This is a genomic window from Arthrobacter sp. T2-23, from assembly GCF_055398325.1.
The window spans coordinates 284,151-306,273 of the sequence record NZ_AP027917.1 but is presented as its reverse complement, the minus strand read 5'-3'; the positions used below and the strand labels follow the sequence as shown (position 1 = coordinate 306,273).

At 67.7% G+C, this 22,123-nt stretch carries 20 protein-coding genes; 16 read left to right on the top strand and 4 right to left on the bottom strand.

Annotated features, from left to right (window positions below; translation table 11 throughout):
* The first annotated feature begins 71 nt into the window (after nucleotides 1-71).
* The 16 genes from ACZ5Z0_RS01430 to ACZ5Z0_RS01355 all read left to right on the top strand — a co-directional run bounded on the left by ACZ5Z0_RS01430 (nucleotide 72) and on the right by ACZ5Z0_RS01355 (nucleotide 18,898).
* Nucleotides 72-1,169, top strand: coding sequence for a tRNA (adenine-N1)-methyltransferase (locus tag ACZ5Z0_RS01430; RefSeq protein WP_464109574.1), 1,098 nt, complete (start codon nucleotides 72-74; stop codon nucleotides 1,167-1,169).
* Between the two features lie 77 nt (nucleotides 1,170-1,246).
* The gene (gene arc, locus ACZ5Z0_RS01425; RefSeq protein ID WP_464109573.1) at nucleotides 1,247-3,064 is read left to right on the top strand and encodes a proteasome ATPase; all 1,818 of its coding nucleotides are present in this window, start codon (nucleotides 1,247-1,249) and stop codon (nucleotides 3,062-3,064) included.
* A 47-nt stretch (nucleotides 3,065-3,111) separates the two neighbouring features.
* Nucleotides 3,112-4,722 (top strand): depupylase/deamidase Dop, encoded by a 1,611-nt coding sequence (dop, locus tag ACZ5Z0_RS01420; RefSeq protein ID WP_464110675.1) that lies wholly within the window; start codon nucleotides 3,112-3,114, stop codon nucleotides 4,720-4,722.
* A 126-nt stretch (nucleotides 4,723-4,848) separates the two neighbouring features.
* On the top strand, nucleotides 4,849-5,049 hold the full coding sequence (locus ACZ5Z0_RS01415) for a ubiquitin-like protein Pup (RefSeq protein WP_146337557.1): 201 nt from the start codon (nucleotides 4,849-4,851) through the stop codon (nucleotides 5,047-5,049).
* Between the two features lie 110 nt (nucleotides 5,050-5,159).
* Nucleotides 5,160-5,984 (top strand): proteasome subunit beta, encoded by an 825-nt coding sequence (gene prcB, locus ACZ5Z0_RS01410; RefSeq protein ID WP_464109572.1) that lies wholly within the window; start codon nucleotides 5,160-5,162, stop codon nucleotides 5,982-5,984.
* A 1-nt stretch (nucleotide 5,985) separates the two neighbouring features.
* On the top strand, nucleotides 5,986-6,693 hold the full coding sequence (gene prcA, locus ACZ5Z0_RS01405) for a proteasome subunit alpha (protein WP_464109571.1): 708 nt from the start codon (nucleotides 5,986-5,988) through the stop codon (nucleotides 6,691-6,693).
* Between the two features lies 1 nt (nucleotide 6,694).
* Nucleotides 6,695-8,059, top strand: a complete 1,365-nt coding sequence (gene pafA, locus ACZ5Z0_RS01400; protein ID WP_138769317.1) for a Pup--protein ligase — start codon at nucleotides 6,695-6,697, stop codon at nucleotides 8,057-8,059.
* 112 nt (nucleotides 8,060-8,171) lie between these two features.
* The gene (locus tag ACZ5Z0_RS01395; protein ID WP_464109570.1) at nucleotides 8,172-9,113 is read left to right on the top strand and encodes an FKBP-type peptidyl-prolyl cis-trans isomerase; all 942 of its coding nucleotides are present in this window, start codon (nucleotides 8,172-8,174) and stop codon (nucleotides 9,111-9,113) included.
* 54 nt (nucleotides 9,114-9,167) lie between these two features.
* Nucleotides 9,168-9,563: an FKBP-type peptidyl-prolyl cis-trans isomerase gene (locus ACZ5Z0_RS01390; protein WP_464109569.1), complete on the top strand. Its 396-nt coding sequence runs from the start codon at nucleotides 9,168-9,170 to the stop codon at nucleotides 9,561-9,563.
* A gap of 168 nt (nucleotides 9,564-9,731) precedes the next feature.
* Entirely contained in the window at nucleotides 9,732-11,786 is a 2,055-nt protein-coding gene (locus ACZ5Z0_RS01385; RefSeq protein WP_464109568.1) for a helix-turn-helix transcriptional regulator, read from the top strand.
* A 5-nt stretch (nucleotides 11,787-11,791) separates the two neighbouring features.
* Nucleotides 11,792-12,190, top strand: coding sequence for a hypothetical protein (locus ACZ5Z0_RS01380; RefSeq protein WP_464109567.1), 399 nt, complete (start codon nucleotides 11,792-11,794; stop codon nucleotides 12,188-12,190).
* A 35-nt stretch (nucleotides 12,191-12,225) separates the two neighbouring features.
* Complete coding sequence (gene tatA / locus ACZ5Z0_RS01375; protein WP_464109566.1) at nucleotides 12,226-12,495, top strand: Sec-independent protein translocase subunit TatA; 270 nt, start codon at nucleotides 12,226-12,228, stop codon at nucleotides 12,493-12,495.
* Nucleotides 12,496-12,543: 48 nt separating this feature from the next.
* The gene (gene tatC, locus ACZ5Z0_RS01370; protein ID WP_464110674.1) at nucleotides 12,544-13,338 is read left to right on the top strand and encodes a twin-arginine translocase subunit TatC; all 795 of its coding nucleotides are present in this window, start codon (nucleotides 12,544-12,546) and stop codon (nucleotides 13,336-13,338) included.
* A gap of 24 nt (nucleotides 13,339-13,362) precedes the next feature.
* On the top strand, nucleotides 13,363-16,269 hold the full coding sequence (locus tag ACZ5Z0_RS01365) for a DEAD/DEAH box helicase (RefSeq protein ID WP_464109565.1): 2,907 nt from the start codon (nucleotides 13,363-13,365) through the stop codon (nucleotides 16,267-16,269).
* A 91-nt stretch (nucleotides 16,270-16,360) separates the two neighbouring features.
* Nucleotides 16,361-18,043 carry an amidohydrolase gene (locus ACZ5Z0_RS01360; RefSeq protein ID WP_464109564.1) on the top strand — a complete coding sequence of 561 codons (1,683 nt, stop codon included), beginning with the start codon at nucleotides 16,361-16,363 and terminating at the stop codon, nucleotides 18,041-18,043.
* A 117-nt stretch (nucleotides 18,044-18,160) separates the two neighbouring features.
* Nucleotides 18,161-18,898 carry a polyprenol monophosphomannose synthase gene (locus ACZ5Z0_RS01355; protein ID WP_464109563.1) on the top strand — a complete coding sequence of 246 codons (738 nt, stop codon included), beginning with the start codon at nucleotides 18,161-18,163 and terminating at the stop codon, nucleotides 18,896-18,898.
* Nucleotides 18,899-18,974: 76 nt separating this feature from the next.
* Here ACZ5Z0_RS01355 and ACZ5Z0_RS01350 read toward each other — a convergent pair whose 3' ends face one another.
* The 4 genes from ACZ5Z0_RS01350 to ACZ5Z0_RS01335 all read right to left on the bottom strand — a co-directional run bounded on the left by ACZ5Z0_RS01350 (nucleotide 18,975) and on the right by ACZ5Z0_RS01335 (nucleotide 22,100).
* A complete protein-coding gene (locus ACZ5Z0_RS01350) occupies nucleotides 18,975-19,322 on the bottom strand; it encodes an RNA polymerase-binding protein RbpA (protein ID WP_026266329.1) in 348 nt (115 codons plus the stop codon).
* Between the two features lie 271 nt (nucleotides 19,323-19,593).
* The gene (locus ACZ5Z0_RS01345; protein ID WP_464109562.1) at nucleotides 19,594-20,493 is read right to left on the bottom strand and encodes an SPFH domain-containing protein; all 900 of its coding nucleotides are present in this window, start codon (nucleotides 20,491-20,493) and stop codon (nucleotides 19,594-19,596) included.
* Between the two features lie 118 nt (nucleotides 20,494-20,611).
* Nucleotides 20,612-21,088 carry an NfeD family protein gene (locus ACZ5Z0_RS01340; protein ID WP_464109561.1) on the bottom strand — a complete coding sequence of 159 codons (477 nt, stop codon included), beginning with the start codon at nucleotides 21,086-21,088 and terminating at the stop codon, nucleotides 20,612-20,614.
* 127 nt (nucleotides 21,089-21,215) lie between these two features.
* Nucleotides 21,216-22,100, bottom strand: coding sequence for a methyltransferase domain-containing protein (locus tag ACZ5Z0_RS01335; protein ID WP_464109560.1), 885 nt, complete (start codon nucleotides 22,098-22,100; stop codon nucleotides 21,216-21,218).
* Between the last annotated feature and the right edge of the window lie 23 nt (nucleotides 22,101-22,123).

The window sequence follows — 22,123 nt, the reverse complement described above, 5'->3', positions numbered from 1 at the left end:
CACGAACACGGGCCGGTGCCAGCCGCCACAGCCGCGGCCACCGAAGCTTTTACAGGAGCGAGGAACATTCCATGAGCAGCGACACCGCCGCCAACGCGACCCCCAGCGGGGACAGCACGGCCGTCGACAGCACAGTGGCGCCAGCCATTGAAACAGCCACCCAAACAGCCACTGCGCCGGTGGGCGCCAACCGGCGCCGCGGGCCGTTCCGAGAGGGCGAGCGGGTCCAGCTCACCGACGAACGCGGCCGGATGAACACCATCAGCCTTGAGGCCGGCGGCGCGTTCCACACGCACCGCGGCTTCCTCAACCACGACGAGATCATCGGCAAGCCGGATGGCTCGGTTGTGGTGAACAACGTCGGCCAGCAGTACCAGACTCTGCGCCCCCTGCTGTCGGACTTCGTGCTTTCCATGCCGCGCGGCGCTGCCGTGGTGTACCCCAAAGATGCCGGCCAGATCGTGACCATGGCGGACATTTTCCCGGGCGCCCGCGTGGTTGAGGCCGGCGTTGGCTCCGGCGCGCTGTCCATCTCGCTGCTGCGCGCGGTGGGCGACAACGGCTACCTGCACTCATTCGAGCGGCGTGAGGAATTCGCGGACATTGCCCGCGGCAACGTCGAGACGATTTTCGGCGGCCCCCACCCGGCGTGGCAGATCACCCTCGGTGACTTCCAGGAGGAAGTCGTGCGGACCGAGGCTCCGGGCTCCGTGGACCGGGTGGTCCTGGACATGCTGGCCCCCTGGGAATGCCTCGACGCCGTCGCGACGGTGCTGGCTCCCGGCGGCGTCTGGATCAACTACGTCGCGACTGTTACGCAGCTGTCCCGTACCGCCGAGGCCATCCGCGCCGACGGCCGCTTCACCGAGCCCGACGCCTGGGAGTCGATGGTGCGCGGCTGGCACCTTGAGGGCCTCGCCGTACGTCCGGACCACCGGATGGTGGCACACACCGGTTTCCTGCTGGTCACCCGCCGGCTGGCCGACGGCGTCACCGGCATCTCCGTGAAGCGCCGCCCTTCCAAGACCGAGTTCGACGCCGAGGATGTCAATGCCTGGACTCCCGGCGCCGTGGGCGAACGGGCAGTCTCGGACAAGAAGCTGCGGCGGGCGGCCCGCGATGCGATCGCCGGCACCAACGTCAAGGACACTCCCGGGGATACGAACTAGTCCGCATTCCGGAAGTCTTCAGCAGCACCGCCGTCTTGGGGCTAAGGTCTTAATAGAAGTACTGAAGGGGCTGATGCATGATGGAGACTCCCAACAACGAGAACGGGCGTACGCCGGCCCAGGACGATGACCTGGCCGCCGGCGCGGCCGACCGGTCCGAGCCGTCGGTGGCAGGCGAGGTTGACCGTTACGCGGCGGCCGAGCTGTCAGTCGCCGAGCGCCAGGTCAATATCCTGCGCGACAAACTCCGCCATATCGACCGTCAGCTCGCGGCCGCTACGCAGAACAATTCCAAACTCGTCGGCATGCTGGAGACGGCCAAAGCGGAGATCCTGCGGCTGAAAAACGCCCTCGACCAGGAGGGGCAGCCGCCGTACAGCTTCGGCACCATCCTGCAGCTGAACCCGAAGCGGCACGCTGCCCCCGGCAGCAGCGGGCAGGCCGCCACTGAAGAGTCCGTGGACATCTTCAACGCCGGCCGCAAAATGCGGGTCGGCATCAGCCCGCTGGTGAACATTAACCAGCTCGCAGTCGGTCAGGAAGTCCTGCTCAACGAGGCCCTGCTGGTGGTCGCCGGACTGGGCTACGAGCGGGCCGGTGACCTCGTCACGCTCAAGGAACTGCTCGGCTCCGACCGCGCCCTCGTGGTGGGCCGTGCCGACGAGGAGCGCGTTATCCGGCTCTCCGGCGCCCTGCTGGCCCAGAAGCTGCGGGTGGGTGACGCGCTCTCAATCGACTCCCGCACGGGCTACGCGCTGGAGAAGATCCCCCGCTCCGAGGTGGAGAACCTGGTCCTCGAGGAAGTTCCGGACATCACCTACCAGGACATCGGCGGCCTCGGCCCGCAGATCGAACAGATCCGAGACGCCGTCGAACTGCCGTTCCTGCACCCCGACCTTTACCGGGAGCACGGCCTCAAGGCACCCAAGGGCATCCTGCTGTACGGCCCTCCGGGTTGCGGCAAGACCCTCATCGCCAAGGCGGTGGCCAACTCTCTGGCCGCCCGGGCCGCCGAGCGTGCCGGCAAGACGGACATGAAGAGCTACTTCCTGAACATCAAGGGACCTGAACTCCTCGACAAGTACGTCGGCGAAACAGAACGGCACATCCGCCTGATCTTCGCCCGCGCCCGGGAGAAGGCCTCAGAGGGCAGCCCGGTGGTGGTGTTCTTCGACGAGATGGATTCGCTGTTCCGCACCCGCGGCACCGGCATCTCCTCGGACGTCGAGACCACGATCGTGCCGCAGCTGCTCAGCGAGATCGACGGCGTCGAGCGGCTGGACAACGTGATCGTGATCGGCGCGTCCAACCGCGAGGACATGATCGACCCGGCGATCCTGCGCCCGGGCCGGCTGGACGTGAAGGTCAAGATCCAGCGCCCCGACGCCGAGGCCGCGGCGGACATCTTCAACAAGTACATCACCACGGACCTGCCCTTCCATGAGCAGGACCTGGCCGAGCATAACGGCGACATCCAGGCCACCGTGGACGCCATGATCCAGCGCACCGTGGAGGCCATGTACTCCACCGAGAAGTCCAATGAGTACCTCGAGGTGACCTACGCCAACGGCGACACCGAAATGCTCTACTTCAAGGACTTCAACTCCGGCGCCGTGGTCCAGAACGTGGTGGACCGGGCCAAGAAGTCCGCCATCAAGGACCTGCTCACCACCGGCCAGAAGGGTTTGCGCATCGACCATCTGCTCCGCGCCGTCATTGACGAGTTCCGGGAGCACGAGGACATGCCCAACACCACGAACCCGGACGACTGGGCACGGATTTCGGGCAAGAAGGGCGAACGCATCACGTACATCCGCACCATCGTCCAAGGCAAGGCCGGCCAGGAGCCCGGGAAGTCCATCGAGACGATGCCCAGCACGGGCCAGTACCTGTGACGGCCGGTTCCTCGGCGGTTTCCGGAGGCCTGCCGGCTGGCGGCGCCATGCGCGTGATGGGCTCGGAGACCGAGTACGGCATCCACGCGCCCTCCGCGCCGGGCGCCAACGCCACCATGATGTCGGCCCGGGTCATCCAGGCCTACGCCCAGGTGACGCGGCAGCGCGCAGCCGGCGGCGCGGAAACGCGCTGGGACTATACCGACGAGGAGCCCCTGCACGATGCCCGGGGCTGGACCCTTGAGCGGAGCGCGGCCGAGCCCGAACAGCTCACCGACCGGCCGCCGGCCCTGGACGCCGAGGCGATCGCCCTGGCGTACGGCCGCGCCGAGCTGGACCACGACGGTGAGGACGAATCCGGTTCCCTGCTCATGAACATGGTGCTCGGCAACGGCGCGCGGCTCTACGTCGACCACGCCCACCCGGAATACTCCAGCCCGGAAGTCACCAGTCCGCGTGACGCGGTCATCTGGGACGCCGCCGGGGACCTTGTGGCCCTCGCCGCTGTCCGCCGCCTGGCCGCGGACCCTGACCTGCCGCCGATCAACCTGTACAAGAACAACACGGACAACAAGTCGGTCTCGTACGGCTCGCATGAGAACTACCTGATGCCCCGCTCGGTCCCCTTCGCGGAAATCGTGCGCGGGCTTACGCCGTTCTTCGTCACACGCCAGATCATCTGCGGCGCCGGCCGCGTCGGACTGGGCCAGGACAGCTCCCGGTCCGGCTACCAGATCAGCCAAAGGGCGGACTTCTTCGAAACCGAGGTCGGGCTCGAAACGACCATCCGCCGCCCCATCATCAATACCAGGGACGAGCCGCACGCCACCGCGGACAAGTACCGCCGCCTGCACGTCATCATCGGCGATGCGAACCTCAGCCAGGGCTCCAATTTCCTCAAGTTCGGCAGCACCGCCATGGTCCTGAGCTTGATCGAGGCGGGCCTGGCGCCCCGGATCGAAGTCCACGAGCCGGTGGCGGCCCTGCAGTCGGTCAGCCACGACACCTCGCTGACCGCGACCCTGCGGCTGCTCGACGGGCGCCGCGTCACCGCGCTGGACCTGCAATGGATGTACTTCGAGGCTGCCGCGAAACTCGCGCAGGACACCGGCGTCGCGGACGCCGTCGACGGCGACGGGCACACGCATGAGGTGCTTGAGCGCTGGTCCGCGACCCTCACCGCGCTGGACAGCGACCGGACGGCCGCCGCGTCGACCGTGGAATGGCTGGCCAAGCTCTCCCTGCTGGAGGGCTACCGTCAACGCGACGGGCTGGAGTGGTCGGACGCCCGGCTGGGCCTGGTGGACCTGCAGTGGGCGGACATCCGCCCGGAGAAGGGGCTCTACTACCGGCTGCTGGCCCGCGAGCGGATGCAGCGGCTCGTCGACGACGAAGCGATCGCGCGCGCAGCGACGGAGCCGCCGACGGACACCCGGGCGTTCTTCCGCGGGCGCTGCGTCAGCCGTTTCGGCAAGGACCTGGTGGGGGCGAGCTGGGACTCGGTGATCTTCGACCTGCCCGGCCGCGGGAAGCTGCAGCGGGTCCCCACCCGGGAACCACTGCGCGGCACGGAGGCCCTGACCGGCGGCCTGTTCGCCCGGCACCATGAGGCCGGACCGTTCCTGGCGGAGCTGCTGGGACTGACCCCCGGTTCGTAACCGCAAAGACCCCCGCGCGGGGCCCGGGCGTGGCAATATTGCTTACAGGATGTCCCACGCACCACGGGGCAGACAGTGGGACAAAACAGTGGGTTAGAGCAGTGGGACGACACGAAGGAGATAACGATGGCAGGCCAGGAGCAGCAGCAGCCGCAGTCCCGCGACACTGAGGTCGAAGAGGACATCCCGGCGCCGCCGGCGGCGCCCGAGGCCCAGGCCTCAGCCGCGACCCAGGGCGTGGATGACCTCCTCGACGAGATCGACGGCGTCCTCGAGTCCAACGCCGAAGAGTTCGTGCGGGCCTTCGTCCAGAAGGGCGGCCAGTAGGCCGACCGGGCACCGACTGACCGCGGCACCACCGGAGGAGAACCGGAACTGAGGAGACACCAGGCTGAGGGCCGGAAGTCGTTGATCCACTACGTTGAGGGAGTGCACCAGTGCAGGAAACATCAGCCAACCAGGTAGCAGCCAACGCGACGTCCTCATTCACCGAGCATCTGCAGCGTTCACGGCCCGAACTGTTGCCGTACTCCGTCCTACAGGGCCTACCCTCTGGAACCGCCGCCGTGCCGCTGCAGACCCCGCACGCGACCACGATCGTTGCCATGACCTACGCCGGGGGAGTGCTGATGGCGGGGGACCGCCGCGCCACCATGGGCAACGTGATCGCCAGCCGGCACATCGAGAAAGTGTTTCCCGCGGACCAGTACTCCGTGCTCGGTATCGCCGGGACGGCCGGCATTGCCCTGGACATCACCCGGCTGTTCCAGGTGGAACTCGAACACTACGAAAAAATCGAAGGCACCCAGCTGAGCCTGGACGGCAAGGCCAACCGGCTCGGCGCCATGATCCGCGGCAATCTGCCGATGGCCATGCAGGGCCTCGCCGTCGTTCCGCTGTTCGCCGGCTTTGACCGGCCCGCCGGCGTCGGCCGCCTATTCTCCTACGACGTCACCGGCGGCCGCTACGAGGAGCAGGAACACCACACCGTCGGGTCGGGTTCCATGTTTGCCCGCGGCGCGCTGAAAAAGCTCTGGCGCCCCGGCCTCTCCGAGGCGGACGCCGTGAAAGTGGCCGTCGAAGCACTGTACGACGCGGCCGACGACGACTCTGCCACAGGCGGCCCGGACCCGGTCCGGCAGCTCTGGCCGGTGGTCTACGTGGTCAGCCGGACCGGCGCCGTCCGTGTCCCGGAGCGGGAGCTCGCGGCCGCGGCCGGCACCATCATCGAATCACGGGCCGTAGCCCAGCGGGAGGCCTAAGATGACCCAGCAATTCTATGTCTCACCGGAACAGCTGATGAAGGACCGGGCGGACTTCGCCCGGAAAGGAATCGCGCGGGGGCGTTCGGTGGTGGTCATCAGCTGCCGCGACGGGATTGCCCTGGTGGCGGAGAACCCCTCGCCGTCGCTGCACAAGATCGGCGAAATCTACGACAAAATCGCCTTCGCCGCGGTCGGCAAGTACAACGAGTTCGAGAGCCTGCGACAGGCCGGGGTGCGGTACGCCGACGTCCGCGGCTATTCCTACGACCGCGAGGACGTCACGGCCCGCGGGCTCGCCAGCGTCTACGCGCAAAGCCTGGGCGCGGTGTTCACGGCCGAGCAGAAGCCCTTCGAGGTGGAGCTGGCCGTCGCGGAAGTCGGGTCCGGCCCGGAAACAGACCACCTTTACCGGCTCACCTTCGACGGATCCATCGCCGATGAGCAGGGGTTCATCGTGATGGGCGGCCAGGCGGACAAGGTCTCCGAGGCCGTCGCCGCCGGCTGGCGGGGAGAGCTGGACTTCGCCGGGGCCATCCGGCTGGCCCTGGCAGGACTGGTCGCGGACAAGGAAGCCGATGCCCTCCCGGCGTCGGCCGTGGAGGTCGCCGTGCTGGACCGCGGCTCCGAAAGCGCCCGGGGCACCCGGCGCGCTTTCCGCCGCCTCGACGACGCCGATGTTGTGGCACTGCTCGCTGAGGAGAACTGAGATGGACAAGCGCATATTCGGGATCGAAACCGAATTCGGAATTTCCTACTCGAGCCCGGAGTCCCGCCCGCTGGCGCCGGAAGAGGTGGCCCGCTACCTCTTCCGCAAGGTCGTCAGCTGGGGGCGGTCCTCCAACGTGTTCCTGACCAACGGCTCCCGGCTGTACCTCGACGTCGGATCCCACCCCGAGTACGCCACCGCCGAGTGCGACGACCTGGCCCAGCTCATCGCCCACGACCGTGCCGGCGAATTAATCCTGGATGACCTTGTCGACGAGGCGCAGGAACGCCTGGCGGCCGAAGGGTTCAACGGCACCGTGTACCTTTTCAAGAACAACACCGACTCGGCCGGCAACTCCTACGGCAGCCACGAAAACTACCTGATACCCCGCCGCGGGGAGTTTTCCCGGCTGGCCGAAATCCTGATCCCTTTCCTCGTCACCCGCCAGCTGATCGCCGGCGCGGGCAAGATCCTGAAGACCCCGCACGGCGCCACTTTCGCCTTCTCCCAGCGTGCGGACCACATCTGGGAGGGCGTCTCCTCGGCCACGACCCGCTCGCGGCCCATCATCAACACCCGTGACGAACCGCACGCCGACGCCGAGTTCTACCGGCGGCTCCACGTGATCGTGGGGGACTCGAACATGTCCGAGACCACGGCCCTGCTCAAGGTCGGGACCGTGGACTTGATCCTGCGGATGATCGAGGCCGGCGTGATCATGCGCGACATGCGGATGGAGAACCCCATCCGCAGCATCCGGGAGATCTCGCACGACCTGACCGGACGCGCCGTGGTGCGCCTCGCCAACGGCCGGCAGCTGACCGCCTTGGAAATCCAGCGCGAATACCTGGCCAAGGTGACCGAGTTCGTGGCGGACCGGGGCGCCCACAACGCCCACGTCCCGCTGATCCTGGACCTGTGGGAACGCACCCTGGACGCGATTGAAAGCGAGAACACGAGCGCCATCGACACCGAGGTGGACTGGGCGATCAAGAAGAAGCTGATGGATAACTACCGGGAACGGCACGGCCTCGAGCTGGACGCACCCCGGATCGCGCAGCTGGACCTCACCTACCACGACATTTCACGTAGCCGCGGGCTGTTCTATTTGCTCCAGTCCCGCGGCGCGGCCCGGCGCGTGGTGGACGACACCGCGGTCAAGGACGCGGTCGACGCCCCGCCGCAGACCACCCGGGCCAAACTGCGCGGCGACTTCGTCCGCCGGGCCCAGGAACTGGGCCGCGACTACACGGTGGACTGGGTCCATTTGAAGCTCAACGACCGCGCCCACCAGACCATTTTGTGCAAGGATCCGTTCCGCAGCGTGGACGACCGGGTGGACGCCTTGCTGGACTCTATGGGCTGATACCCAGCTTTCCGCGTTATTCTGGGGAAGGTGCCGTTTCACGGCTACCGCATGCTTTGCCGCTGGCACCCGTCCGGTGAAGCGTCCATCCTGCCCCGACGAAAGTTCTTACGTGCGCCGACTATTAGCAATTCTCATCCCCGGACTGCTGCTGCTCACCGCCTGTGGTGGCGGGGAACCTGCCGCCCCCGAGCCCACCAGCCAGTCCGCCGGTGAGACCGCCAAGCTCGACTCCCTGAAACTGACGGACAATGGCGAGAAGAAGGCCCCCGGCGTCGAGTTCACCAAGCCGCTCGACGTCAAGGACCCGACCATCAAGGTGGTCAAGGAGGGCGACGGCGACCGCGTCAAGGCCAACCAGGTTGCGGACATTTCCATCGTCGCCTTCAACGGCAAGGACGGTTCGACCGTTGAGGACACCTTCGCCAAGGATCCCGAGAAGCTGGAGCTGAACGACGACCTCAAGTCCGGCAGCGCGGTCATCTACAACGCGTTCGTCGGCGCCAAGGTCGGCTCCCACCTTGCCCTGGCAGTCCCCGGCAAGGCCGCCAGCGCCCAGGGCGGCGATGCGCAGCCTTCGCAGCTGCTGGTAATCAAGATCCTCGCCGCCAAGGACGCGCCCAAGGTGCTGGACAAGCCCGAGGGCGACGCCGTAACCCCGCCGGCCGGCCTGCCGACCGTGAAGGAAAACGACAAGGGCGTTCCCGTCATCTCCGTCGACGGCGTGGCCGCACCCACCGCCCTCATCTCCCAGGACCTGATCAAGGGCAAGGGCCAGGCGGTCAAGGAAACCGACACCATCACCGTCAACTACGTCGGTGTGGCGCTGGCCGGGGGCAATGTCTTCGATTCCAGCTTCGACAGCGGTAAGAAGGCCACGTTCCCGCTCAACGGCGTGATCAAGGGCTGGACCCAGGGCCTCTCCGGCAAGACCGTCGGTTCCCGGGTCCTCCTGGTCATCCCGAAGGCCCTCGCCTACCCCGACGCCACTGCTGCGAGTGGCCAGCCGGTCGGTGACCTGGTCTTTGTCGTCGACATCCTCGGCGTGAAGTAAACCGCGTCAGGTAAACCGCACCACCACCAAGCCACACCCACGAAGGAGTAACCCATGTCATTTGGACAACGCAACATCGACCGCCAGAAGCCGGAGATTGACTTCCCCGAGGGCGCCGTACCCGCCGAGCTCGTCATCACCGACCTGATCGAGGGCGACGGCGCCGAGGCCAAGGCCGGCGACACCGTCTCCACCCACTACGTTGGCGTGGCCTGGTCCACCGGCGAAGAGTTCGACGCGTCCTGGGGCCGCGGCGCGCCGCTCGACTTCCGGGTCGGCGTCGGCCAGGTCATCCAGGGTTGGGACCAGGGCCTGCTGGGCATGAAGGTCGGCGGCCGCCGCCGGCTGGAGATCCCCTCCGAAATGGCCTACGGCTCGCGTGGCGCCGGTGGAGCGATCGGCCCCAACGAGGCACTGATCTTCGTCGTCGACCTCGTGGCCGTCCGCTAGTCCCCACCCGCCCCCTATCCTCGCAAGCTCGGACAGGGATCCCTGCGGGCGTGGGCCCACCCACCGGCCTAGCGTCATCCGGTGCGAGCGCGGTAACAATCGGAAAGTTCTTCCGGCTGTTGCCGCGCTTTCGCCGTTTAAGCGTGGGGACTTTAGTAACCTTGCGGAGTGTCCGCCTCACGTACCGAACGACTCCTGAACCTGCTCATCGCGCTGCTCAACACCAAGTACGGCCTGCGTCGGAGCGAACTTCGCGAAAAGGTGTACCACGACACGACCAGCTCCGAGGCCGCCTTCGGACGGATGTTCGAGCGGGATAAGGGCGAACTGCGCCACTTTGGTTTTGAGGTCGAAACGGTGACGGACAAGGGCTGGGGCTCGGATGATCCCGCGACCACCCGCTACCGGATCGGCAAGGAATCCAACCGGCTCCCGGACGTAAGCCTCACCCCCGCGGAGTGCACGGTGCTGATCCTGGCCGCGCAGCTCTGGGAACAGGCGGCTCTCGGCTCCGCCGCGCAGAACGCCATGCGCAAACTCCAGGCCTCCGGCGGCCTGGTGGACGCCGAACTTCCCGCCGGCGTCCAGCCCCGCATCCGGCCGGCCGGTCAGGCCTTCGAGGACCTGGTCGCGGCCATCCACGCCCAACACCCCGTGAGCTTCAGCTACCTGGCAGGCAGCACCGGGCAGGAGGAAATGCGGACGGTCGAACCCTGGGGCCTGGGCAGCCGCTTCGGCCAGTGGTACCTCGTCGGCCACGACCGCGCCCGGGGTGATAAACGGTTCTTCCGGCTTTCGCGCTTCACCTCCGCTGTCAGCGTGTTGGAGGACACCTTCACGCCCCCGCCGTCGTTCAACGTCCGCGAACAACTGGCCGCGCTGCCCGAGTTGCCCGTGCGGCACGCCGTCGTCAACGTCGCCGCCGGTGCTCTGCTGGGGCTGCGCAAGCACTCCGAACCCTTCGACGGCGGCACCAGAACGGGCGGCGCAGCCGCAGAATCAGCCGCAGAATCCGCAGCTGAGGCCGTTGCCGTCCCGCCGCCCGCCGGCTTCGACCGGCTCAGGGTGCCGTACCGGGACGCTGAAACCCTCGCGGAAGAACTCGCCTCCTACGGCCCTAAGGCCATCGCCGTCTCCCCGGCGGGCCTGCACGCGGCCGTACGGAGGCGGCTGGCTGCCGCCGCGGCCTTCGCCGCGGCACCGGAGCCGCCGATCGAATTTCCGCGCTCGGAACAGCCGAAACGCCGGAAGCGCACCTCGGAGGATCAACTCAAGCGGATGCTGCAACTGGTCCCGTTCCTGGTCCACAACCAGGGACTGCACATCAGCGACGTTGCCGACCGCTTTGGCATCACCCGCAAGGAACTCGAAGACGACCTGCGCATCCTGATCTGCTCCGGCCTGCCGGAGGGCTATCCGGACGATCTGCTGGACATCCGGTGGGACGACGACCATGTGTACATCTTCGAGGACCTGGACCTCAAACGCCCGGTCCGGTTCAGCGTGGACGAGGCATGTGCCCTGCTGACCGGTTTGGAGGCCCTCAACGGCCTGCCCGGCCTCGATGAGGGCGGCGCCCTGGAGTCGGTCACGCTCAAGTTGATGGCTGCCGCGGGCGAGGAGGGCCTCAAGGCCGCCGCGGTCTCTGGGCCCGAGGTTGCACCGGAGGATTCCGCCACCCTGGAAACAGCTCGCGAGGCCATCCGCACCGGAGCACAGCTGCGGCTCAGCTATCTCGCCCCGCAGCGCGACGCCGTGTCCGAACGCGACGTTGATCCGCATCGGCTCTACTCGCTGGACAGCACCTGGTACCTCGAGGCGTACTGCCACACCGCGGAGGGCCTGCGGAACTTCCGGCTGGACCGCATCCAGGACCTGCGGCCCACCGGCCGGCCGGTATCCTCGGCCGGCAACCCGGCCGGCGGTTTCCCGGTCAAGCTCTTCACCCCGAACGACGACGACGCCGTCGTGGTTCTGGAGCTGACCCGGCAGGGCGCCGGGCTGGCGGACGACTACTACGCCGAGCGGACCGCAGCGCTTCCGGACGGGAACATGCTGGCGGAAATCCGATTCGGCAGCGCGGACTGGTTGCCGATGTTCGTGGCCCAGCACGGGGGCGCTGTCCGGATCCTGCAGCCCCAGGACCTGGCCGACGCGGCCCGGGAATGGCTGGACGCCGCCCTGGCCGGGTACGGGGAGCACGCTGTGCGCCAGCTAGACTGATCAGCATGCCTTGGTGGACTTGGATCGTTATCTGGATAGCGCTCATTGCGTTGTCACTGCTCTTCTACGGCGTGCTGGGCGTCCGGTTGTTCCGTAAATTCATGGCCACGGTCAAAGAACTCGGGGAGGCGGGGGACCGCTTCTCGAACTTCGCCGCAGCGCCCCTTACCTCCGGTTCAGCTGCTGTTCATGTGGACGCCGTAGGCTCGGACGGCGACGGGGGAGGAACCGAATCCGGTGCGTATGCTGTGCCAGGCTCAGCCGTTTTTGCCCCGCCCGCGTTGATGCGACATGATTACCATGCATCCAAAGTTGCCCGGCAGGAAGCCCGGCGCTTGCGCCGGATCCGGCGCAAGACGGAGCGTGGCCAGCCCCAGGCGCTGCGCGACATCGATCTCCGTTAGACATACGATGGATTCAAACGAAAGGACCACCCGACATGAGGCTTGAAGGCTGGCATCTCATCATCATCATCGTTCTGGCACTGGTGCTTTTCGCTGCACCGAAGCTGCCCGGAATGGCCCGCAGCCTGGGCCAGTCGATGCGGATTTTCAAATCCGAGGTCCGTGAAATGAAGAAGGACGGCAATCCGGAAGCGGCCGCCGATTCCGACGCCGTTGAAGGCAAAGTCGTGAACCACCCCCGGTCCACCGGCACCGAAAGCCGCCCCGGCGAGGGAACCGACGTTCCGCCGCCGAACCGCGCCTAGAACCACATGGCAGTAACCATGAGCCGCCGATCGAACCCCGAGGGCCGAATGGCCCTGCTGGACCACCTCAAGGAGCTACGGAACCGGCTGTTTAAGTCGTCCATCGCCGTGGTCCTTGGGACCGTCGCCGGCTTCCTCGTCTACCAGCCCATGCTGGCGGCGCTGATCAAACCAATCCGCGACCTGAACGAACATGAAGGCCGGCAGGCCTCGCTGAACTTCGACGGCGTGGCGAGCTCCTTCGACCTGATGATCCAGGTGTCCGTATTCCTGGGCCTGATCGTCGCGAGCCCGGTGTGGCTCTACCAGCTCTGGGCCTTTATCGTCCCGGGGTTGCACAAGAAGGAGCGGCGGCTGGCGCTGTCCTTCGTAGCTGCCGCCGTGCCGCTGTTCGTCGGCGGCGTGCTGCTGGCTTGGCTGGTCTTGCCCAACGCCGTCCGCGTGCTGACCGACTTCACCCCCTCCGGCGGCTCGAACTTCATCAGCGCCCAGGTGTACCTGTCCTTTGTCCTGCGCCTGCTGCTGGCGTTCGGCATCGCGTTCCTGCTGCCGGTGGTGCTGTTCGGGCTGAACTTGGCGGGACTGATCAAGGGCCGTCAGCTGGTCAAGAGCTGGCGGATCACGGTGTTCCTCGTCTGCCTCTTCTCCGCCATGGCCGCGCCCGGTGCGGACGCGATGAGCATGTTCTACCTTGCTATCCCCATGCTGGTGCTCTTCTTCACGGCTATCGGACTGTGCCTGCTCAACGACCGCCGGCGGGACAAACGCGCCGCCAAGGTGGCCGCGGAAACTGAAGCCACCGCCGACCAGGCGACTCCAAGCTCCGAGCTGGAGAATCTCTAGCCGTTGGCGCACTAGGCTGGAAGCATGTCCTCACTACCCGGGCCGGAGTCGCCGTCCGAGCGCTACCGTGCCAGCGCCGAGCGGGCCGCAGAAGCCAAGACCTACCTGGGCGGATTTACCCGCTCGCTCGCGTTCGACCTTGATCCCTTCCAGCGCGAGGCGTGCCTGTCCCTGCAGGCAGGCCGCGGTGTGCTGGTGGCGGCCCCGACCGGAGCCGGAAAGACGATTGTGGGGGAGTTCGCCATCTACCTGGCGCTCCAGCGCGGACTGAAGGCCTTCTACACGACGCCGATCAAGGCGCTGAGCAACCAGAAGTACACCGAACTGGCGGACAAGTACGGCGCCGCCCAGGTGGGCCTGCTGACCGGTGACACCAGCATTAACGGCGAGGCGCCAGTGGTGGTGATGACCACCGAAGTGCTCCGCAACATGCTCTACGCGGATTCGGCGACGCTGGACGACCTCGGCTTCGTCGTGATGGACGAGGTCCACTACCTCGCCGACCGCTTCCGCGGCGCCGTGTGGGAAGAGGTCATCATCCACCTGCCCAGCGAGGTGCAGGTGGCCTCGCTCAGCGCCACCGTCTCCAACGCGGAGGAATTTGGCGCTTGGCTGGACACCGTCCGCGGCCAGACCGACGTGATCGTCTCCGAGCACCGTCCCGTCCCGCTCTGGCAGCACGTGATGGTGGGCCGCAAGATCGTGGACCTGTTTGCCGGAGACACCAGCTTCGACGAGATTGCCCCCGCGGGCGAGGCCGCCGTGTCCGCCGTGTCCGCCACCGCGGAAACCGCCGGCGGCGGTGTCATCACCGAACGCGCCGGCTTTGAGGTCAACCCGGAACTGCTGTCAATGGCGCGTGCCGAGAGCCAAATGAACTTCCGCGGGCGCTTCGGCCACGGCGGCCGCAACCAGCGCCAGCGGAACCAGCGCAGCCAACGTGACCAGGCCCCGCAGGCCACACGCAGCCCGGTCCGGAAGGCCAGCCGCCCGCAGGTCATCGCCAGCCTGGACCGGATGGACCTGCTGCCGGCGATCACTTTTATTTTCTCGCGCGCCGGCTGCGATGCCGCCGTGGCGCAGTGTGTCTCCGCGGGATTGTGGCTGACCACCGAGCAGGAGCAGCTCATCATCGCCCGGCGCGTCGACGAGGCAGCGCAGGACATCCCCTCCGACGACCTGGACGTGCTCGGTTTCTGGAGCTGGCGGGACGGGCTGCTCCGCGGCCTCGCCGCGCACCACGCCGGCATGCTGCCCACGTTCAAGGAAGTGGTGGAAAAGCTGTTCGTCGACGGCCTCGTCAAGGCCGTGTTCGCCACCGAAACCCTCGCCCTGGGTGTCAACATGCCGGCGCGCTGCGTCGTGCTGGAGAAGCTGGACAAGTTCAACGGCGAGGCGCACGTGAACATCACGGCGGGGGAGTACACCCAGCTGACCGGCCGGGCCGGGCGCCGCGGGATCGACGTGGAGGGCCACGCCGTCGTGCTGTGGCAGCCGGGGACCGACCCGGCGGCCGTCGCCGGCCTCGCCTCCCGGCGGACCTACCCGCTGAACTCCAGCTTCCGGCCCACCTACAACATGTCGATCAACCTCGTGGCGCAGTTCGGCCGGCCGCGCGCCCGCGAGATCCTGGAGTCCTCCTTCGCCCAGTTCCAGGCGGACCGCTCCGTCGTCGGCCTGGCCAAGCAGGTCCGCAGCCGGGAGGAATCCCTCGCTGGCTTCAGCAAGTCCATGGAATGCCACCTGGGCGACTTCACCGAGTACGCCAGGCTGCGCCGGGCACTCTCGGATGCGGAGAACAACGCCGCGAAGGGCACCTCGAGGGCCCGGAAGTCGCTGACCGAGGACTCGCTGAGCCGGCTGCTGCCCGGCGACGTCGTTGACGTACCCTCGGGCCGGGCGCCCGGCCTCGCCGTCGTGCTGAGTTCGGACCACCACTCGCGCGAACCGCGCCCCGCGGTGATGACCATGGACAACCAGCTGCGCCGGATCGGCCTGCACGACGTCGAAGGTCCGCTCGCGCCGATCACCCGGGTCCGGATCCCCAAGTCGTTCAATGCAAAGGTGCCGAAGTCCCGGCGCGACCTGGCTTCCTCGGTCCGCAACGCCATCCGGGAGAGCCGCCCGCCGGCACCGCCGAACCGCAACGAGGACTTCGGCCGTGCCGCCGCGCTCCCGAACATGGAGAAGAAGATCGCGGATCTGCGCCGCGAACTCCGCGCCCACCCCTGCCACGGCTGCAGCGAACGCGAGGATCACGCCCGCTGGTCCGAGCGCTGGTGGAAACTCCGCCAGGAGACCGACGGCCTGATCCGCCAGATCCAGGGCCGCACCAACACCATTGCCAAGACGTTTGACCGCGTCTGCGGGGTCCTCTCCAGCTACGGCTACCTCGAAACCTCAGACGCGGGGACCCTCTCGATCAGCCCGGACGGCCAGCGGCTCCGCCGGATCTACGGTGAAAAGGACCTGCTCATTTCACAGTCCCTGCGGATGGGCGCCTTCAGCGACCTCGACGCCGCCGAGATCGCGGCACTGGCGAGCGTCCTGGTCTACCAGGCCAAGCGGGAGGACCGCGGCCTGCGGCCCAAGATGCCGAGCGTCTCGCTGGAGTCCGCCGTCGACACCGTGGTGCGCGAGTGGTCCGCCCTGGAGGACGTGGAGGAGGCCAACAAACTGCCCCTCACCGGGGAGCCCGAACTGGGCCTGGTCTGGCCCATCTTCAAGTGGGCCAAGGGCCGCCACCTCCAGGAGGTGCTCAGCGGCACGGACCTGGCCGCCGGCGACTTCGTCCGCTGGGTCAAGCAGGTCATCGACCTGCTGGACCAGCTCGCCAAGATTCCCGGCCTCGACCCGCGTGTTGCCCGGCTTTGCGCCGACGCGATCACGCTGGTCAAGCGCGGCGTCGTCGCCTACTCGGCCGTCGCGTGAGCCTTCCCTAGCGGCAGCGGCCCGTGCTGCCCGCCCATTCTTCACCCTGCCCGGCGTGCCGCCGGCGCCCAGCAACAAGGAGATCCGCACCATGACCGCTTCACCGTCCGAGGCACCCGAGTCACCCAAAGCGCAGCGCAAGGTGACGCTGTACCGCAACGGCTCTGTCTACACCGCGGCGGACCCCTTCGCGACGGCCATGCTGGTCGACGGCGACACCGTGGCCTGGGTCGGCTCCGAACAGGCGGCCACGTCCATCGCCGACTCCTCCATGGAGGTCATTGACCTGCAGGGCGGCCTCCTCGCTCCCGGCTTCGTCGACTCGCACGTCCACCTGACGGAAACCGGGATCGCCCTGGACTCGCTGCAGCTCGGCGGTGTGCGTTCCGCCGCCGAGCTGCTCGACGCCGTCGCCCGCTCCGGTTCGGGCTCGGGCGGCCCGGTATTGGGGCACGGCTGGGACGAGACGCTCTGGGCCGACCCCACCCTGCCGAGCCGGGAAGAACTGGACCGGGCCGCCGGTGGCCGGCCGGTGTACCTCTCCCGGGTGGACGTGCATTCAGCCCTGGTGTCCGCGTCGCTGGCGGCCGCTTCCGGGCTCGAGGGACTCGACGGCTATTCCGGCGCCGACTCCGACGGGCAGGTCAAGCGGGCCGCGCACACCGCCGCGCGGCTCGCCGCGCGGAAACTCCCGGCGGACGCCCTCCGCGGCTACCAGCACGCTGCCCTTGCCGAGGCAGCCGCCAACGGGTACGTGGCGCTGGCCGAAATGGCGGCCCCGCACATCGGGAGCATCGAGGACCTGCAACTCGCGGCCGGCTGGAACGACGGCGGCCGCGCCGGCGAAGCCGTCCCGGAGATCCTGCCGTACTGGGGCCAGCTGGCCAGCTCCGCGGAGCATGCCCGGTCCATCCTGGACAGCCTGGGCGTCCCGGTGCTCGGCCTGGCCGGGGACCTGAACATGGACGGCTCGATCGGTTCGCGCACCGCAGCGCTGCGCAGCGACTACAGCGATGCGGCGGGGGAGCGGGGCAGCCAGTACCTCTCCGTCGACGAAGCAGCGGCACACCTTGCGGCCTGCTCGGTCCTGGGCATCCAAGCCGGGTTCCATGTGATTGGCGACGCCGGGCTCGACGCCGCACTGGAGGCGCTGGACCGCGCCGCCGCCGACGTCGGGGAACAGCGCGTCCGCGCAGCCGGCCACCGCCTGGAACACGTCGAAATCGCCGACCCCGAGGCAATCTCCCGGCTGGCTAAGTACTCGGTGACGGTCAGCGCCCAGCCCGCCTTCGACGCCCTTTGGGGCGGCCAGGGGAGCCTGTACGCCCAGCGCCTCGGATCCCGGCACGCGGCCATGAACCCCTTCGGCTCCTTCTACTCTGCCGGCGTTCCGGTCTGCTTCGGCAGCGACAGCCCGGTCACCCCGCTGCGGCCCTGGTCAAGTGTGCGCGCCTGCCTGGAACACCACAACGCCGACGAGCGGATCTCCGCCCGGGCCGCCTTCCTGGGCCACACCAGGGCAGGCTGGCGCGCCGCCCGCTACCGGAACCCGATGGCGGGCCAGCTGGTTCCCGGCGCTCCGGCCAGCTTCGCGGTCTGGGAAGTCGAAGAGCTTATGGTCCAGGTGGCCGACGGCAGGGTCCAGTCCTGGAGCACGGACCCGCGCGCCCGGACACCGCTGCTGCCGGCCCTGGACACCGGCAACGATCCGGTCTGCCTGCAGACGGTGCGGGACGGCGTCGAACTCTTCTCCGCCGGCTCCCTCGGAAGCTAGCGTCCCGCCCGGCGGCGGCCGCCGGTTGACTGACTATAATGGGGAGCTGTGCCTGTCGTCGGCAAACCGCCGGCTGCGCCGGCCCCTCGACCGCTCCCTTCAAGGAAAGGCCTCGCTGTGCGTGTCCTCACGATCATCCCGACCTACAACGAGCTGGAATCGTTGCCCAAGACCCTTGGGCGCCTTCGCACCGCCGTGCCGGCCTCCGACGTTCTGGTGGTTGACGATAACAGCCCCGACGGTACGGGCCAGCTGGCCGACCGCATCGCAGCCGAGGACGGCCAGGTCCACGTCCTGCACCGGGAGGGCAAGGCCGGACTCGGAGCGGCGTACATCGCCGGTTTCAAGTGGGGCCTGGACGCCGGCTACGACATCCTCGTCGAGATGGATGCCGACGGCTCGCACAAGCCGGAGCAGCTGCCACAGCTGATCGAAGCAGTCGAGCAGGGCGCAGACCTCGCCATGGGGTCCCGCTGGGTCCCGGGCGGCAGCGTCGTGAACTGGCCGCTGTACCGGCAGGCCATTTCCCGCGTCGGCAGCACCTACGCGCGCATCATGCTGGGCGTCAAGATCAAGGACGTCACGGGCGGCTTCCGTGCCTTCCGCCGGACCACGCTCGAAAAGCTCAATCTCGATTCGGTGGACTCGGTCGGCTACGGCTTCCAGGTGGACCTCGCCTGGCGCGTGGCCAAGCTGGGCCTGAACATCGTGGAACGCCCCATCACCTTCGTTGAGCGCGAACTGGGCGCCTCGAAGATGAGCGGCAACATCGTGGTCGAGGCCATGATCAACGTCACCAAGTGGGGCCTCACCGCCCGCTGGAACACCCTGAGCCGCAAGTTGGGCCGCCAGTAGTGCCTGCCACGTAAAAAGGCCGGGCCGGCACCTCCATGAGGTGCCGGCCCGGCCTTTTTGCTGAGCGGCTAGCTGGCTACGCCGAGCGGCGTTCGCCGCGGCGTTCACGCAAAATGGTGAGCCGGTCTTCGAGGATCTGCTCCAGCTCCGGCAGGGAGCGGCGTTCCAGCAGCATGTCCCAGTGCGTGCGGACGGCCTTCTCGTTGCTGTTCACAGGGCGTTCGCCGTCGACCAGGAGGGCTTCCTTGCCGGTCTTCGAGACCCAGACCGGGGGAATCTCTGCTTCGGAGGAGAAGGTCACGAACACCTGCTCGCCGTCCTCGCAGCGGTACTCAACACGCTGGCGCGGAGCCGGCTCGACGCCGGATTCGGTCTCCATGCTCTGTGCGCCAAGGCGCATACCCCGCAGGCTGCGATCGCTCATCTTTTCTCCCTTATGGTCGGTTCGCAGGGCCGGGCCCTGCGCTAGCCGGCGGCCACCAGGACCACGCCGGACTACTTGTTGCATGCGATTTTCTACGGCGTACCCACTACAGAAATCGTCAGTAGGTATAACGCGCCGCGAAGCGTAAATGTTCCGGCAGGTTGAACCTTCCGGACAAATACTCAAGTATACGCGGGTGCGGCGCCGCAGGTAAAGCCGGCGATCGAGGGGAGGCACCCGCCGGAACGGGTGCCTCTTGGTAACTCAGGCGTTAATTGCCGTCCGAGCGCGGGTTCGGGTTGGTGCCGCCCAGGACGTTGCCGATGCCCTTGAGCGCCTCGCCCACCTCGCTGGGGATGATCCACAGCTTGTTGGAGCTGCCCTCGGCGAGCTTCGGGAGCGTCTGCAGGTACTGGTAGGCCAGGAGCTTCTGGTCGGGATTGCCCTTGTGGATGGCGTCGAAGACCTTCTGGATGGCCTGCGCCTCGCCGTCGGCCCGCAGGATTGCCGCCTGGGCGTCACCCTCGGCCTTCAGGATCGAGGACTGCCGCTGGCCTTCGGCGGTGAGGATGGCGGACTGCTTGGTTCCTTCGGCGGTCAGAATGGCGGCGCGGCGGTCACGCTCGGCGCGCATCTGCTTCTCCATCGAGTCCTGGATGGAGTGCGGCGGGTCGATGGCCTTGAGCTCCACCCGGGAGACCCGGATGCCCCAGCGGCCGGTGGCTTCGTCCAGCACACCGCGGAGCTGGCCATTGATCTGGTCACGCGAGGTCAGGGCTTCTTCGAGATTCAAACCGCCGACAACGTTACGGAGCGTCGTGGTCGTGAGCTGTTCGACCGCCTGGATGTAGTTGGCAATCTCATACGTGGCCGCCCGCGCGTCGGTGACCTGGAAGTAGACCACGGTATCGATTGAGACCACCAGGTTGTCCTCGGTAATCACCGGTTGCGGCGGAAAGGAGACCACCTGTTCGCGCAGGTCGAGGAGGGGCAGCAGCCGGTCAACGAAGGGGATCAGGATAGTCAGGCCCGGGTTCAGCGTCCGCTGGTACTTGCCGAGGCGTTCCACGACGCCGGCGCGGGCCTGCGGCACGATCCGCACCGAGCGCACCAGCACGATTATTACGAACGCAACGAGTACCAGCAGCACTATTGCGACTGCGATATCCATACATCACCTTTTCCCCAAATATGTGGTTTTGTTTGTGCGGCGGTTCGGCTGCCGCGGATCCTGCTGCCGGTGGCGGCTACAGGAAGACTGTGTGAACCGAATCGGAACCGGACGGCCGTTACTGCGCCGCCGGATCCTGCGCGGCCGGGTCCTGCTCCGGAACGACGACGGCGGTGGCACCGTCGATGGCCCTGACGACGGCATGTTGCCCGGGTGCGAGTTCCCCGGTCTCCATGCGGGCGCTCCAAACGTCCCCGCCGATCTTGACCCGGCCCCCAAGGGCGCTCACGGGCTCGACGACGAGGGCGGATTCACCGATCAGGCGTTCGACGTTGCTGCGCTGGTCGGCCGGGCTGCTGCGCAGGTGCTTCAGGGCCACGGGCCGCACGAACCCGATCATCAGCAGGGATACGACACTGAAGATGACGATCTGTAGCCAGAGGTCGGCCCCCGCGAATGCGGAAGCCAGCCCGGCCAGGGCGCCGCCGCCGAGCATGATGAAGAACAGGTCGAGGGTGAGCATCTCCACCACCGCGAACACCAGAAAAATCGTGAGCCACAACGCCCACCAGTTTTCGGCCAGCCATGCAAACATCTTTTCCCCCTTGCCGGTCCGCACGGACGGCTGCAGGCGCAGGCCTCCGTAACGTGGTTCCATCCTAAGCCGGACGGCAAGGACCGGCACGGGATGCGGAAGTCAGCCCCCGAACGTGGCCAAGTCGTTACGTAGCCGCCGACTTGGCCGCCGGCGTTGCGGGCACGGGCAACGGCTCGAAGACGCTGATCCGGAACCGGGCAGACACGGCGGTGCGGACTGGCAGCCCTGCCACCCGGGCAGCGAGGGCGCCGCGGTCCAGGTGGTGTCCTGCGGGGCCCATCAGGGCGAGGTTGGCCACGTCGGCAGGTGTCAGGCTCAGCGCCAGGTCCAGCTCGCGTCCGCCCTGGGACTGGAACTGCCCGGCCAGTGAGGCGGCGAGGCGCTCGTCCTTGGCTGGCTCAATCCCCAGCATGCCGGTCTGGCCGGCGATCTCGGCCAGGTGGCCGGGCCTGGGCGTGACCACGATCAGGCGGCCGCCGGGCCGGAGCACACGGGCAAATTCGCCAGCGTTGCGCGGCGCGAAAACCACGGTGACGACGTCGACGGCGCCGTCCGCGAGCGGGAGCGGCTGCCACACGTCGGCGACGAGGCTAACCGCCTCCGGATTCAGCCGCGCCGCCCGGCGCAGCGCGAATTTCGAGATGTCCAGGCCAACGGCGGCCGCCGCGGGCGCGCGGTCCAACACGGCCCGCAGGTAGTGGCCGGTGCCGGTGCCGGCGTCGAGCACGATGGACCCGGCGGCGGCAAGGTACGGTGCGGCAAGGTCGGCGACGGCGTCGGCCAGGCCCCGGTAGTGCCCGGCTGAGAGGAAGTCGAAGCGGGCCGCGACCATGTCCACGGTGTCCGACTCGAAGACGGTTCCCCTGCCGGTCAGGAAGTTGAAATAGCCCTGTTTGGCCGCGTCGAAATTGTGCCCCGCCGGGCAGGCGAGGGAACGTCCACCGTCGCCTGCCGCGAACGGGCTCCGACATACGGGGCACACGAGGGCGGCGAGGGAGGCTGCTGGCATAGAGTCCATCGTAGGGCCGGCAT

Bases quoted from the DNA above. Each gene is read 5' to 3' on its own strand.
- ACZ5Z0_RS01360 (WP_464109564.1), top strand. From the start codon at position 16,361: ATGACCGCTTCACCGTCCGAGGCACCCGAGTCACCCAAAGCGCAGCGC.
- ACZ5Z0_RS01380 (WP_464109567.1), top strand. From the start codon at position 11,792: ATGCCTTGGTGGACTTGGATCGTTATCTGGATAGCGCTCATTGCGTTG.
- arc (WP_464109573.1), top strand. From the start codon at position 1,247: ATGATGGAGACTCCCAACAACGAGAACGGGCGTACGCCGGCCCAGGAC.
- ACZ5Z0_RS01415 (WP_146337557.1), top strand. From the start codon at position 4,849: ATGGCAGGCCAGGAGCAGCAGCAGCCGCAGTCCCGCGACACTGAGGTC.
- ACZ5Z0_RS01390 (WP_464109569.1), top strand. From the start codon at position 9,168: ATGTCATTTGGACAACGCAACATCGACCGCCAGAAGCCGGAGATTGAC.
- ACZ5Z0_RS01335 (WP_464109560.1), bottom strand. From the start codon at position 22,100: ATGCCAGCAGCCTCCCTCGCCGCCCTCGTGTGCCCCGTATGTCGGAGC.
- pafA (WP_138769317.1), top strand. From the start codon at position 6,695: ATGGACAAGCGCATATTCGGGATCGAAACCGAATTCGGAATTTCCTAC.
- ACZ5Z0_RS01345 (WP_464109562.1), bottom strand. From the start codon at position 20,493: ATGGATATCGCAGTCGCAATAGTGCTGCTGGTACTCGTTGCGTTCGTA.
- dop (WP_464110675.1), top strand. From the start codon at position 3,112: ATGCGCGTGATGGGCTCGGAGACCGAGTACGGCATCCACGCGCCCTCC.
- ACZ5Z0_RS01350 (WP_026266329.1), bottom strand. From the start codon at position 19,322: ATGAGCGATCGCAGCCTGCGGGGTATGCGCCTTGGCGCACAGAGCATG.
- tatA (WP_464109566.1), top strand. From the start codon at position 12,226: ATGAGGCTTGAAGGCTGGCATCTCATCATCATCATCGTTCTGGCACTG.
- ACZ5Z0_RS01340 (WP_464109561.1), bottom strand. From the start codon at position 21,088: ATGTTTGCATGGCTGGCCGAAAACTGGTGGGCGTTGTGGCTCACGATT.
- prcA (WP_464109571.1), top strand. From the start codon at position 5,986: ATGACCCAGCAATTCTATGTCTCACCGGAACAGCTGATGAAGGACCGG.
- ACZ5Z0_RS01430 (WP_464109574.1), top strand. From the start codon at position 72: ATGAGCAGCGACACCGCCGCCAACGCGACCCCCAGCGGGGACAGCACG.
- tatC (WP_464110674.1), top strand. From the start codon at position 12,544: ATGGCCCTGCTGGACCACCTCAAGGAGCTACGGAACCGGCTGTTTAAG.
- ACZ5Z0_RS01365 (WP_464109565.1), top strand. From the start codon at position 13,363: ATGTCCTCACTACCCGGGCCGGAGTCGCCGTCCGAGCGCTACCGTGCC.